We start from the raw sequence: 13,494 nt of genomic DNA, 5'->3' as shown, positions 1-13,494 counted from the left end.
GTATATCAGCGGCCTTTTGCTTGACGCTGCTGCGATTGCGGTCAGGTGCCGGCTTTCGATTGCGCGGCCCGAAAGACCGGGCCCCAGGCGGGATGTCCGGCTTCGTTGGGCGCCAGCGTGAAACTGGAGTCCAGGTGCAGTATGCGCACGAATGCGTCTTCGCACAGCTGGGTGTAATTGCTCACGCAGTAGCTGAATGCCTGCAGCTTGAACGCTTCGATACGCACTGCTTTCGGCGCGGCCGCCAGTTCATCGGAGCGCGCGACGCGGCGGATGACCTCGCCATAATGGCCTGCGCCATATTCCGTACGCACTTCGGCCAGGGCCTGCAGCGCGGCGGGGGTGGCGGGGGCCTCGGCAGCGGGCTGGGACAGGTTGGCGCAGCCGCTTAGCGCGAGCACGGCCAGGGAAAGACTGGACAGGAAAGGGCGGAGGATTATGGGCATGATGGACGAGGGCAGGAAACGGGGTTCGAGGTTGGTATATCCTTGCGCCGCGGGCATATTCGTAAAATCCGGCCAAGTAGCCTGGATAATATCCATAAGGCGGCCCGCAAGGATGGGTGTGCCCTACGAAGTGCGTCGAGACGACAACATGTTTGTCGAAACGTAAGGATAGCCGCGCTTTCAGCATCACAAGCACAATATCCGGTTATCGCTGCCGTTTTTTGCTTTTGTTATAGAACTATGCCTCTTTCCGCCGCTTCCCAGCATCCCCGCAGTCCTTTTGCAGGCGCCGCGCCTCTCGCGCATCGCCCGTTGAGCGCTATTGCGGCCACCGCTGCCGGAGGCGTGCCGCAAGCCCGCATCAAGCGCCTGCTGGGCGAGCTGGTGCCGCAGCTGGCCAGCGTGCATGAGCAGGGACATATCTGCGGCGACATCACCGTCGATTCGGTGGGGCTGGATGAAAGCGGGCGCGCGCATCTGCTGGCGCTCAATGGGGCGGCCCAGGGCGAAGCCGCGCTGCCCGCGCCGGGATACGCGCCATTCGAGCTTTATGTGGAGGATCCTGCCTGGCCGCGCGGTCCTTGGACAGACATCTACGCATTGAGCGCCGTGGCGCATTCGCTCATTACCGGCCGCCGCCCGCCTGCGGCGCCGGAGCGCTCGGTCAACGACGGCTATCAGCCGCTCGCGCAGCGCGATCTGCCCAAGTATGACAACGATTTCCTGCGCGCCATCGATGCCGGCCTGGCCGTGCGGCCGCAGGCGCGGCCGCACACGCTCGAGGCCTTTGTCGACTCGCTCAAGTTCCCCGAGCCGGAGCCGCCCGCCGAGGCCATGGCGCCCCTGCCCAGCGAACCGCCGCCACGCGACGAGGTGCGCGACGAAGAGCCGGTACGGCAGCGTCCGGCGGTGCGCAGCATTCTGTTCGCGATCTTGCTGGCGTTGGCGACGCTGGGCGTGGCTGTCTATTGGTGGCAGCGCCTGACCGGCACGCCCAGCGGCGTGATCACGAGTTCCGAACGCGTGACGACGCCCGGCGCCACTGCCACGCCATCAGACTCCCGCGAGGCTGAGCCGCCGGCCGCCGGCGCCGCGCCGCCGCAGGGCGGCGACGCCGGCAGCGCCGATACACCCGGCGCTGCGCCGCCGGCGCAGGCGCAGGCTGGTCCGGACGCCGCTCCCGCGCCCGATGTTGCGCCGGAGGGCGCTGCAACAGACGCGCAGGCCGAGTCCGAGGCCGCCGCGACGCCGGCACCGGCCGCTGCCCGCGTGACGGTACGCATCAACGTGCAGCCGTGGGGCGAGATCTGGATCAATGGCGTGCGGCGTGGTGTCAGCCCGCCCATGAAGGAATTGCGCCTGGCGCCGGGACGCTACTCGGTCGTCGTGCGCAATGCCGACCTGCCGCCGTATCGGGCCACGCTCGAGGTCAAGGCGGGCCAGCCGGCTCGCATCACGCACGTGTTCCAGTGAGCGTCCGGATGGCTCTCAGCCAGGGGGTGGGCTGGCCGGCAGGCGCAGCACGAAGGTAGAGCCGGCGGGCCCTGTGCCCGATGGCGGGCTGATGACCTCGGCCCGGCCGCCCAGCCGTTCGGCGACGGTGCGCACGAATGCAAGCCCCAGGCCAGCGCCGCCCACTTCGTTCGAGCCGGCGGTGTTGACGCGCGTAAAGGGCTGGAAAATCTGCAGCTGGTCCTGGGGAGCGATGCCAGGTCCGTCGTCCTGGATCGATGCGACCCAGTCATCGGCGTCACGCACGACCGTGCAGCGGATACGGCCATCGGACGGACTGAATTTGATGGCGTTGTCCAGCAGGTTGCTCAGGGCCCGCTGCAGCAAGGTGTCGTCGCCGCGCACCAGGGCGATGGGCAGGGGTTCGGCGATCTCGATGCGGATGCCGCGCGCGCGCGCCGGCGCCCAGAAATCGTCGGTCGCCTCGCGCAGCAACTCGCTCAGATCCAGCTCCGTCGGTGCGATCTTCATCGATTCCGCGCGTGTCAGGTGGACGAAATCGTCGACCAGCCGCAATGTGCGGTTGGCCAGCATGGCGATGCGGGCGAGCGCGTCGCTCTGCTGCACGCCATTGAGCGAGTCCTGGTTCATGGCCACCAGGGCAAGTATCGAATTCTGCGGCGCGCGCATGTCGTGCGAAATGAAGCGCAGCGTCTCTTCACGCTTGCGCTCGGCCTGTCGTATGACGGTGATATCCGTCAGGGTGGCCACGGTGCCGGCGAAAGCGCCTTCGTCGGTGCGAATGGGCGCGCACTTCAGGATCAGGTCGCGTCCGGCCTGGTCACGGACCTCCATGTCCACGTTCCATGGCGAATCCTGCGCATCGGGCGGCGTATGCCGCAGGGCCTCGGTCAAGGTCTGGCGGTTGCGTTCGTCGGTGATGGCGCGCTGGAACAGATCGGCGGCCAGCTGGCCATGGCGCGGTGCGCGCAACCCCAGGCTGCGAAAATACTGGATCGCCGCGCGGTTGCGAAACTGCAGCCGGCCGCGCGGGTCGAACACCAGCGTCGCGTCGGGCATGCCGTCCAGGCCATCGGTCAGGAAGCGCCGCAGGTTGCGCACGCGCGCCAGCGCTTCGCGCAATTTGCCCAGGCGGTCTTCCAGCGAACGGTTGACCAGCAGCGTGTGGGTACGGCCTTCGTTGAGCACCGGCGGATACTCGCGCTGCAGCCGCTTGAGTTCATTGTCCATGTAGCGCAGCACGGCTTCCTGGCTGCGCCAGCTCCAGATCGGATAGCACAGCGCCAGCACCAGCATCGTGGCCGTCGGCGGAAACCACACCTGGCCAAAGCGCAGGGCCAGATAGGTGGCCGGCAATACGGCCAGCAATATGGCGCCGTTGAGCACCAGCGCCGCCTTGGGCGAGAGCACCCGCAGGCCCAGGCACAGCAGCAGGACGGGCAGTGCAGCGGCCAAGGCGTTATGCCAGGGGCTGGCGACGGTATAGGAAATATTCTGGCGCGCCGCCTGCAGCATGTTGCCGATGATCTCCACGCCCGCCATGCCATTGGCCTGGTGCGAGACGGGCGTGGGGAATGCATCGGTCAGGCCCGTTGCCCATGATCCCACCAGCACATACTTGCCGCGGATCCATTCGGGCGGTACGTTGCCCTGCAGCACGCTGATATACGACACTGTGCGCAAATGGCCGGGGGGGCCGGCGTATGGGATGCGGGTCTGGCCGGCCGCCAGTTGCGCGGTGGCAAACTGCAGGGCCTGTTGCGCCTCGCCGCCCACGCTCATCAGCGACAGCGAGAAATGCGGCCATAGCGCGGTGCCGACCTGGGCTGTCCAGATCGAGCGCCGCAGCACGCCGTCGGTATCGAGCTCGACATTGATGAAGCCCAGTGCGGCGGCGGCCTGCGCCAGCGACTCGAGCGGCGGCTCGTGGCCCGTCGCGCGCGGCAGGCGGTTGAGCACCACCGGCAGCACCACCTTGCCGTTGCGGCGGATGGCCTCGGCCAGTTGCGCGTCGACCGCGGGTTCGGCGCGGTCGGGTTCGGCAAAGATGATATCCAGGCCCACCGCGCGGGCCTCGCCCAGCTTGTCCAGCAGGGCCGCGTGCACCGTCCTGCTCCAGGGCCAGCGCCCCAGCGTGGCGATACTGTCGTCGTCGATCATGACGATCAGGATTTCCGGGCTGGCTGGCCGGCCGGACAGCGATACGGCTCGGTCGTACAGCGTCAGGTCGATGCGGCCCATGCCGCCCAGGGCGCCCAGCAGTCCCGCAACCGTCACCAGCACCATCGTCAGCATGATGCCGGTGCGCGCCGCCAGCCAGCGCCGGGCGGGGGAGTCGGGCAGGGGGCGGCGGCGGCGCACCTTAGAATTCGCTGAGCAGCACCAGATCGCCGGTGCCGGTGGCTACGGACAGGCCATAGGGCGTGGACAGCACGTTGGCGCCTTCGAAAGGCTGCACGGCTTCGCGCCCGTTCAAACCGGAGGCATCCACGGCGCGAACCGCCACGTAGTAGGTTCCGGCGCCGGGCGCGCGGAACCGTACATCGTTGGTATCGAACCGGTCGGACGTCACCACGTGCATGCCCTCCGCGTCGCGCGAAACCCTCACTATATAGGCGGAAGCGCCGGATACGGGCGCAAACGGCACCGTCCAGCCGCCCGAGGCGGCGCGCGCCGGGGCTTGCAGTTGGGGGGCGGGCAGCAGGGCCTGCACGCCCGAGAACGCGCCGTCGCTGCCGACATTGGCGCCGTAGCCCGAGGACACCGCTACCGGCGTGGCCGGCGCGGCGTCAGGGGCGTGCGGCTGCAGGCGTACGCTGCCTTCCAGGACTTCGCTGCTGGCACCCTGCGGGCTGCTCTTGACGCGAAAGCGGGTGCCGCGCACGCCAGTGACCGCCACCGGCGTACGGATCTCGAAGCGGCCAACGCCCTGGCCGCCCGGGGCCACGCGCGATTCGAGCTCGCCTTGCTGTACCTGGAAGATCGAATCGGTAAGCGGCACGCGCTGGAATTGGCGCAGGCGGTTGGCGGCCACCGTGCCGTTCTCGGGAATCGTCACCTGGCTGCCGTCGGACAGTTTCAGGGTAACGAAGCTGCCGGACGCGGTCCTGATGGTGCTGCCCTCGACGATCTGCATGCCGACCCGCAGGGCCTGGCCGTCGGCGGTGGCGCTGCCGCTGACGTGGACCACCTCGGCGCCTGCCGCCTGCACCGGGATCATGGCCAGCGGAATGCGCAGCTCGAGGGCGATCGGCAGGCGCTGGGGGTCGTCCACCCGGTTCAGCGTCTGCAGGACCGACCAGTTGGATTCATTGCCGGTGTAAGTGCTTGCTAACGCTATAAGCGTGTCGCCAGAACGCACTCGGTAAAGAAAATTCTCTCCCAGGCTACCCGCGGGCTGGGCTTGTACCGCGGCGCTGGCCACAAGGGCGCACACCAGCATGAACGCTGGCGCGAACGGCCGAATCATGAACTTCTCTCCTTGGATTAGTCGTCTTTGGCGTCGTCGGCCTGCGGCTGCGGGTCGCTGACCAATTCCAGCCGATAGCCCAGGGCATAGGACGAAGACAAGCGCACCCCATTCTGGGGGCGCAACTGCAACTTCTGGCGAATATTCGACAAATGCGTATCAAGGGTGCGCGAGGTCGCCGGGATCTCCCGGTTCCACACGCTTTCCGCAAGCACATCGCGCGAGAGCAGGCGCCCGATGTTGCGAAAAAACAACTGCGCGAGTTCGAATTCCTTGGGCGGCAACGGTACGACCTGCCCGTCGAGGGCGATGGAGCGCTCGTTGGGATCGATGCGATAGCCGGCGACCGAGAACGGCAGATAGTCGGGCAGGGCGCCCTGGCTGCGGCGCAACAGGGCCGCCACGCGCGCCAGCAATTCGGCGGGTCGCATGGGCTTTACGATGTAGTCGTCGGCGCCTGCCTGCAGGCCTTGCACCAGGTCGCTTTCCTGGTCCCGGCTGGTCAGGAAAATGATAGGCACGGCAAAACCGTAGCTCGTGCGCAGCCGGCGCACGACTTCGTCGCCATTCATGTCGGGCAACTGCCAGTCGAGCAGGATGAGGTCGAACGCCTGGACGCGCAGCGCCGCCAGCAGGTCGAGGCTGCGCGGATAGCTGGTACATGTGTATCCGGCCGCGGAGAGCACCTGCTGGATATGCTGCGCCTGGTCCAGATCGTCTTCGAGCGACGCAATTTTCATTCGTTGTGACACGGAGCGATGCTCGCACGGCAGTCTGCGAGCAGGTTACGGACAAGGTCGGGATCCGGTGCGGCGAACCGCGCGTTCGCCAATTCGTCGCGAGCGCATCTGGCGTCCCAGAAACTTACTGTTCGCACATTGGCGTAGGCGTCATCCAAAAGTGTATGGAACCCTAACCAAACGCATGATAACCCGGGGCTCTTGTTACATCGTCCCCAATGAGCATAAGTGTCAAACATTGCAAAGTTGACAAATGTTGACTGGCTCTGTTGCGCAACACCGCGCCACACTGTCTCAAATGCGTACAGGCGCGCGCTTTCCCTTTTGAGCGCCTGAAAGCCGGCCGCGAACCCGCGGACTGGCAGGGATTCGTTATGAAGCAATTGAGCACGTTGATCATGACGCCCGACGACGCCGATCGCGACCGCATCATTGCCGCAATGCTGCTGGCCGGGATCTCGGCCAAGGGCTGTTCCACGCCCCTGGAGCTGTTCGGGCTGTTGAGTGAGGATACCTACGACGCGGTCGTGATGGACCTCTCCGAACTGGGCGAGCTGGGCTACGCCCTGGTGGCGCGCCTGCGTGGCTCGCCGGAGCTGGGCATCATCGTCATTGGCGGCAATCTGACCCTGGACGCCCGTCTGCGCTGCCTGCAAAGCGGTGCGGATGCCTGCGTGCCCCTGCCGGCCGACGAGCGCGAGCTGGCATGCGTGCTGCTTGCCCTGGCGCGGCGCCTGCCCGCTTGGCAGGAAGACGAAGAGGCCGTCGCGCAACGCGGTACCGACGAGGGCTGGGAGCTGCGCGACCAGGACTGGACGCTCGTGGCCCCCGGCGGGGAAGAGCTGTCGCTGTCGGCCAACGAGCGGCAGATCGTCCGCCTGCTGCTGGGCGCGGCCGGCCGCGCCATCGGCCGCGCCGAACTGGCCAGCGAGCTGGCTGTCGACGGTCCGGCGGTGCGTTCCACCGGCGAGCGCAGCATCGACGTCATCGTCAGCCGGCTGCGCCGCAAGGCCGAGCTGGCGGGCCTGGTGCTTCCCATCCGAACGGTCTACGGCAGCGGCTACCTGTTCGCCAACTCCTAGCGCTGAAGGGCCTCGTGCCAGGCCGGCCGCTATGCCGGCACCAGCTCCACCGTCAGGTGCCTGACTTCGTGGATCGACGACACGCGTTCCCGTATCTGGCTGGCCGTGACTCCCCGGGCAGCCACGACGCTCACGATTGCGGCATGGGCTTGCGGGCCGATCTGCCAGACATGAAGGTCGGCGATCGTGGCGTCGCCCGCGGTTTCGATCGCGCCACGGACCTCCGCTTCCAGGTGCCGGTCCGCCTTGTCCAGCAGGATGGCGCCCGTGTCGCGCATCAAGGTCCAGGCCCAGCGCGCAATAACGACGGCTCCGACCATTCCGATCACGGGGTCGAGCCAGATCCAGCCGAGATAGCGGCCTGCCAGCAGCGCGACGATGGCCAGGACGGAAGTCAGCGCATCCGCGAGAACATGGACATACGCGGACCTCAGGTTGTTGTCATGCCCATGCGGGTGGCGGGCATGCCCGGGATGATGGTGCTCGGCGTGGACATGGCCGGCATGACCGCCGCCCAGAAGCAGCGCGCTCACGAGATTGACGCCCAGGCCGACCACGGCGATGAGCGTGGCTTCGCCGAACGCCACGTCGGTCGGCTGCACCAGCCTGATGGCCGATTCGACCCCGATGGCCAGCGACACCATGGCCAGCATGAGCGCGGATGCAAAACCGGCAAGTTCTCCCACTTTGCCGGTGCCGAAGCTGAAAGCCCGGTTGTCGGCGTTGCGCTTCGCGTAGGCATAGGCAATGGCGGCAATTCCCAGGGCGCCCGCGTGCGTTGCCATGTGAAAGCCGTCCGCCAACAATGCCATCGAGCCCGTGAGGTAGCCGGCGACGATTTCGCCGACCATCATGGCCAGCGTCAACAGGACGACCCAGCGTGTCCTCTTGGCATTTTCGTCGTGCGCGGGGCCCAGGAACGAATGGCCGTGCCGGCCGGGCGGGGAAGGGGGCAGGCTGTCCATGATCTTTACTTTGAATAGCGGCGGATGGCGCTGACCAGCGCCTCCAGGCCTTTGCTGCGTGCATCCGGCGTCAGGTCAGGGTGCGCCACGTGTTCACGGGCATGGGCCTCGAGGATTTCGTCGAGCAGGCCGTTGAGCGCGCCGCGGGTGGCGGCCACCAGGTGCAGGATGCTTTCGCAATCGGCCTCGGTTTCCAGCGAGCGCTGGATGGCCTGCACCTGGCCAGCGATCCGCTGGGTACGTTTGAGAAGTTCGTCTTTGTGGTCTGACAGGTGTGACATAGCATACCCCCCTAGGGTATGGAAAATCATAACATCCTGGAGCGCGGCGCAGCGTCCGACCGGCAGCAGGGGTTTCCCACGATGCCGCGCGTCGCGCCAGAGCCACATACGTTGCCGCCACCTTGCGGCAATGCAAAATTCGACTGCTTGCCTTTGACAGGCATGGATAACTAAGTTAAGCTGAAGGGCTTACTGCTTTATCTGCGTGCAATTTCGGCATGGCAGGTTCAAGCCGGTAATGCCCATACACCGATTGGTCTGAAGCCAGCCAACCCATGAGGGTCGGCAAAGGCTTGCGCCAGCTCCCGGAAGCATGTTGCAGGTATTTCGGGCCGGGGTGCGTCACGAGCCCTCTATCCTGGATGCATCGATCGTTGTAAGGCACCGCCGGCCTGGCCATGCAGTGTTGTACGCATTATTTGTCTGCAAGACCCGCTCTTTTACGTAAACGAACGTTTGAGGCGGTTTTGCGTGAACTGCCTCCCCCTCGCTTGGGGCCAGACTGGCCGCCGAATGCTGGGAGGGTGCGAGTACGTAAGTACTTACCAGTGGTACGTAAAAGGGATTTCAAAGGTCATGCCTACCATTAGCCAGCTCGTGCGCAAGCCGCGCGAAGTCAGCATCATCAAGAGCAAGAGCCCCGCGCTCGAGAACTGCCCGCAGCGTCGCGGCGTTTGCACTCGCGTCTACACCACCACCCCCAAGAAGCCGAACTCCGCGCTGCGTAAGGTTGCCAAGGTGCGTCTGACCAACGGTTACGAAGTCATTTCGTACATCGGCGGTGAAGGCCACAACCTGCAGGAGCACTCGGTGGTTCTGGTGCGTGGCGGTCGTGTCAAGGACTTGCCCGGTGTGCGTTATCACATCGTGCGCGGCTCCCTCGACCTGCAAGGCGTCAAGGATCGCAAACAGGCTCGTTCGAAGTACGGCGCCAAGCGTCCGAAGAAGGCCTAAGCTCTATATGCAGTACCCCAGGTTGCGGATGTCCGCGGCCCGGAAAGTGCAGCTGCGTCCTTCACATTGCGAAGCCAGCGCAGCATGTAAGGGGTCGTCCTTCTAGGCGGCCATGGCCGTGTCACGAGACGCGGTTCAACTGAACAGACACAAGGAAGCAAAAATGCCCCGTCGTCGCGAAGTACCCAAGCGCGAGATTCTGCCCGATCCCAAGTTCGGCAGCGTCGAACTCGCCAAATTCATGAACGTTGTGATGCTGGACGGCAAGAAGGCCGTCGCCGAGCGCATCATCTACGGTGCCCTCGAGCAAGTTCAGGTCAAGACCGGCAAGGATGCCATCGAAGTCTTCAACCTGGCCATCAACAACATCAAGCCGATCGTCGAAGTGAAGAGCCGCCGCGTGGGCGGTGCCAACTATCAGGTGCCGGTTGAAGTGCGCCCCGTGCGCCGCCTGGCCCTGGCTATGCGTTGGCTCCGTGAAGCCGCCAAGAAGCGTGGCGAGAAATCGATGGATCTGCGTTTGGCTGGAGAACTCATCGACGCCTCCGAAGGTCGTGGCGCCGCGATGAAGAAACGCGAAGACACACACAAGATGGCCGAGGCCAACAAGGCCTTCAGCCATTTCCGCTGGTAAATTAAGGACTACCTACCATGGCCCGCAAAACCCCGATCGAGCGCTATCGCAACATTGGTATCTCTGCGCACATCGATGCAGGGAAAACCACCACCACCGAACGCATCCTGTTCTACACCGGCGTCAACCACAAACTTGGCGAAACCCATGACGGCTCGGCCACCATGGACTGGATGGAGCAAGAGCAAGAGCGTGGCATCACCATTACGTCGGCTGCTACGACGGCGTTTTGGCGTGGCATGGCCGGCAACTATCCCGAACACCGCATCAACATCATCGACACCCCGGGACACGTGGACTTCACCATCGAGGTGGAGCGTTCCATGCGCGTCCTGGACGGTGCCTGCATGGTGTACTGCGCGGTGGGCGGCGTGCAGCCGCAGTCCGAAACCGTGTGGCGCCAGGCTAACAAGTATGGCGTGCCCCGCCTGGCCTTCGTCAACAAGATGGACCGCACCGGCGCCAACTTCTTCAAGGTCTATGACCAGCTGAAGACGCGCCTGCGCGCCAACCCCGTGCCCATCGTGATCCCGATCGGCGCCGAAGACTCGTTCACCGGCGTGGTCGACCTGGTCAAGATGAAAGCGATCATCTGGGACGAGGCCAGCCAGGGCACCAAGTTCGAATACGGCGACATTCCGGCCGAGCTGGAAGGCACGGCCAACGAGTGGCGCGAGAAGCTGGTGGAAGCCGCCGCCGAGTCGTCCGAGGAACTGATGAACAAGTACCTCGAGACCGGCTCGCTGGACGAAGACGACATCAACGTCGCGCTGCGCCAGCGCACCATCGCTGGTGAAATCCAGCCGATGCTGTGCGGCACCGCGTTCAAGAACAAGGGCGTGCAGCGCATGCTCGACGCCGTGATCGACTATCTGCCTTCGCCGGCGGACATTCCCCCGGTCGACGGCCAGGACGACGATGGCAATCCCATCAAGCGCAGCGCCGACGATGCCGAGAAGTTCTCCGCGCTGGCGTTCAAGCTGATGAGCGATCCGTTCGTGGGTCAGCTGACCTTCGTGCGCGTGTATTCGGGCGTGCTGAAGTCGGGCGATACCGTCTACAACCCCATCAAGGGCAAGAAAGAGCGTATCGGTCGTCTGCTGCAGATGCATGCGAACAACCGCGAAGAGATCAAGGAAGTGCTGGCCGGCGACATCGCCGCCGTGGTGGGCCTGAAGGACGTCACCACCGGCGAGACGCTGTGCGATATCGATTCGCACATCCTGCTCGAGCGCATGGAGTTCCCCGAGCCCGTGATTTCGCAGGCCGTCGAACCCAAGTCGAAGGCCGACCAGGAAAAGATGGGCCTGGCGCTGTCGCGCCTGGCGCAGGAAGATCCGTCGTTCCGCGTGCGCAGCGACGAAGAATCCGGCCAGACCATCATTTCCGGCATGGGCGAACTGCACCTGGAAATCCTGGTCGATCGCATGCGTCGTGAATTCGGCGTGGAAGCCAACGTCGGCAAGCCGCAGGTGGCCTACCGCGAAACCATCCGCAAGAACTGCGACGAAGTGGAAGGCAAGTTCGTCAAGCAGTCGGGCGGCCGCGGCCAGTACGGCCACGTGGTGCTCAAGCTGGAACCCCTGCCCCCGGGCGGCGGCTACGAATTCGTGGACGCCATCAAGGGCGGCGTGGTGCCGCGCGAGTACATCCCGGCGGTCGACAAGGGCATCCAGGAAACGCTGCCCGCAGGCATCCTGGCCGGCTACCCGGTCGTGGACGTGAAGGCGACGCTGTTCTTCGGTTCGTACCACGATGTGGACTCGAACGAAAACGCGTTCAAGATGGCTGCTTCGATGGCCTTCAAGGAAGGCATGCGTCGCGCCAGCCCGGTCCTGCTGGAGCCGATGATGGCTGTGGAAGTGGAAACGCCGGAAGACTACGCCGGTACCGTGATGGGCGACCTGTCGTCCCGCCGCGGTATGGTGCAGGGCATGGACGACATTGTCGGCGGCGGCAAGACCATCAAGGCCGAGGTTCCCCTGGCCGAGATGTTCGGGTACGCCACCAACCTGCGTTCGCTCACGCAAGGTCGCGCCACCTACACGATGGAATTCAAGCATTACGCCGAAGCGCCCAAGAACGTCGCTGACGAAGTCATCGCCGCTCGGGGCAAGTAAGTAACCGTCGCCGCGCTTTCAGGTTGGAAGCGCGGCACAACAACCAAGTTTCCTTGAAAGTCAAAGGATAGAAATCATGGCAAAAGGCAAGTTTGAACGTACCAAGCCGCACGTGAACGTGGGTACGATTGGTCACGTTGACCACGGCAAAACGACGTTGACGGCGGCGATCACGACGGTGCTGTCGAACAAGTTCGGCGGCGAGGCTCGCGGCTACGACCAGATTGACGCGGCGCCGGAAGAGAAGGCGCGTGGGATCACGATCAACACCTCGCACGTTGAGTACGAGACGGAGACGCGTCACTACGCGCACGTTGATTGCCCGGGTCACGCTGACTACGTGAAGAACATGATCACGGGTGCTGCGCAGATGGACGGCGCGATCCTGGTGGTGTCGGCCGCAGACGGTCCGATGCCGCAGACGCGCGAGCACATTTTGCTGTCGCGCCAGGTTGGCGTGCCGTACATCATCGTGTTCCTGAACAAGGCGGACATGGTTGATGACGCGGAGCTGCTCGAGCTGGTGGAGATGGAAGTCCGCGAACTGCTGAGCAAGTACGATTTCCCGGGCGATGACACGCCGATCGTGAAGGGTTCGGCCAAGCTGGCGCTGGAAGGCGACAAGGGCGAACTGGGCGAGCAGGCGATTCTGTCGCTGGCGCAAGCGCTGGACACGTACATTCCGACGCCGGAGCGCGCGGTCGACGGTGCGTTCCTGATGCCGGTGGAAGACGTGTTCTCGATCTCGGGCCGTGGCACGGTGGTGACTGGCCGTATCGAGCGCGGCGTGGTGAAGGTTGGCGAGGAAATCGAAATCGTGGGCATCAAGCCGACGGTGAAGACGACCTGCACGGGCGTGGAGATGTTCCGCAAGCTGCTGGACCAGGGCCAGGCGGGCGACAACGTGGGTATCTTGCTGCGCGGCACCAAGCGTGAAGACGTCGAGCGTGGCCAGGTGCTGGCCAAGCCGGGTTCGATCAACCCGCACACGGACTTCACGGCCGAGGTGTACATTCTGTCCAAGGAAGAGGGTGGCCGTCACACGCCGTTCTTCAACGGCTATCGTCCGCAGTTCTACTTCCGCACGACGGACGTGACCGGCACGATCGACCTGCCGGCGGACAAGGAAATGGTGCTGCCGGGCGACAACGTGTCGATGACCGTCAAGCTGCTGGCCCCGATCGCCATGGAAGAAGGTCTGCGTTTCGCCATCCGTGAAGGCGGTCGTACCGTCGGCGCCGGCGTCGTCGCCAAGATCATCAAGTAAAGCAGTACCCAACCAGCGAGGGCGGTAGTCGCCGCCTTCGCTTTTCGTTCTTTAGGAAACGCC

Annotated in this window: 12 protein-coding genes; 6 read left to right on the top strand and 6 right to left on the bottom strand. The window is 64.8% G+C overall.

Features of this window, described 5'->3' with window-relative positions:
- Positions 1-41 precede the first annotated feature (41 nt).
- Positions 42-446, bottom strand: coding sequence for a TssQ family T6SS-associated lipoprotein (locus EL288_RS24105; RefSeq protein ID WP_003806892.1), 405 nt, complete (start codon positions 444-446; stop codon positions 42-44).
- A 240-nt stretch (positions 447-686) separates the two neighbouring features.
- Between EL288_RS24105 and EL288_RS24100 the strand changes: the two genes are divergently transcribed.
- The gene (locus tag EL288_RS24100; RefSeq protein ID WP_033458709.1) at positions 687-1,919 is read left to right on the top strand and encodes a serine/threonine-protein kinase; all 1,233 of its coding nucleotides are present in this window, start codon (positions 687-689) and stop codon (positions 1,917-1,919) included.
- 15 nt (positions 1,920-1,934) lie between these two features.
- On the opposite strand, the gene EL288_RS24095 is transcribed toward EL288_RS24100, so the two are convergent.
- From EL288_RS24095 to EL288_RS24085, 3 genes are read right to left on the bottom strand one after another with little or no spacing between them, the layout of a single operon-like run.
- A complete protein-coding gene (locus tag EL288_RS24095; protein WP_010925685.1) occupies positions 1,935-4,280 on the bottom strand; it encodes a CHASE2 domain-containing protein in 2,346 nt (781 codons plus the stop codon).
- Between the two features lies 1 nt (position 4,281).
- Entirely contained in the window at positions 4,282-5,388 is a 1,107-nt protein-coding gene (locus EL288_RS24090) for a FecR domain-containing protein (protein ID WP_003806895.1), read from the bottom strand.
- A 17-nt stretch (positions 5,389-5,405) separates the two neighbouring features.
- Positions 5,406-6,140, bottom strand: coding sequence for a response regulator transcription factor (locus EL288_RS24085; protein WP_003806896.1), 735 nt, complete (start codon positions 6,138-6,140; stop codon positions 5,406-5,408).
- Between the two features lie 257 nt (positions 6,141-6,397).
- Here EL288_RS24085 and EL288_RS24080 point away from each other — a divergent pair, with 257 nt between their 5' ends.
- Positions 6,398-7,210, top strand: a complete 813-nt coding sequence (locus EL288_RS24080; protein ID WP_003806897.1) for a response regulator transcription factor — start codon at positions 6,398-6,400, stop codon at positions 7,208-7,210.
- Between the two features lie 29 nt (positions 7,211-7,239).
- Here the strand turns inward: EL288_RS24080 and dmeF are convergent, their stop codons facing one another.
- Positions 7,240-8,175: a CDF family Co(II)/Ni(II) efflux transporter DmeF gene (dmeF, locus tag EL288_RS24075; RefSeq protein ID WP_010925686.1), complete on the bottom strand. Its 936-nt coding sequence runs from the start codon at positions 8,173-8,175 to the stop codon at positions 7,240-7,242.
- A gap of 5 nt (positions 8,176-8,180) precedes the next feature.
- A complete protein-coding gene (locus EL288_RS24070) occupies positions 8,181-8,456 on the bottom strand; it encodes a metal/formaldehyde-sensitive transcriptional repressor (RefSeq protein ID WP_003806899.1) in 276 nt (91 codons plus the stop codon).
- 576 nt (positions 8,457-9,032) lie between these two features.
- Between EL288_RS24070 and rpsL the strand changes: the two genes are divergently transcribed.
- The 4 genes from rpsL to tuf all read left to right on the top strand — a co-directional run bounded on the left by rpsL (position 9,033) and on the right by tuf (position 13,431).
- Complete coding sequence (gene rpsL, locus EL288_RS24065) at positions 9,033-9,410, top strand: 30S ribosomal protein S12 (protein ID WP_005017264.1); 378 nt, start codon at positions 9,033-9,035, stop codon at positions 9,408-9,410.
- 163 nt (positions 9,411-9,573) lie between these two features.
- Positions 9,574-10,044 carry a 30S ribosomal protein S7 gene (gene rpsG / locus EL288_RS24060; RefSeq protein WP_003806901.1) on the top strand — a complete coding sequence of 157 codons (471 nt, stop codon included), beginning with the start codon at positions 9,574-9,576 and terminating at the stop codon, positions 10,042-10,044.
- Positions 10,045-10,061: 17 nt separating this feature from the next.
- Positions 10,062-12,164: an elongation factor G gene (gene fusA, locus EL288_RS24055; RefSeq protein ID WP_003806902.1), complete on the top strand. Its 2,103-nt coding sequence runs from the start codon at positions 10,062-10,064 to the stop codon at positions 12,162-12,164.
- 76 nt (positions 12,165-12,240) lie between these two features.
- The gene (gene tuf / locus EL288_RS24050; protein WP_003806883.1) at positions 12,241-13,431 is read left to right on the top strand and encodes an elongation factor Tu; all 1,191 of its coding nucleotides are present in this window, start codon (positions 12,241-12,243) and stop codon (positions 13,429-13,431) included.
- Positions 13,432-13,494 lie beyond the last annotated feature (63 nt).

Origin of the sequence: Bordetella bronchiseptica (assembly GCF_900636925.1) — a bacterium.
Classification (GTDB): Bacteria; Pseudomonadota; Gammaproteobacteria; order Burkholderiales; family Burkholderiaceae_B; genus Bordetella; species Bordetella pertussis.
This window is presented reverse-complemented; position numbering and strand designations above follow the sequence as displayed.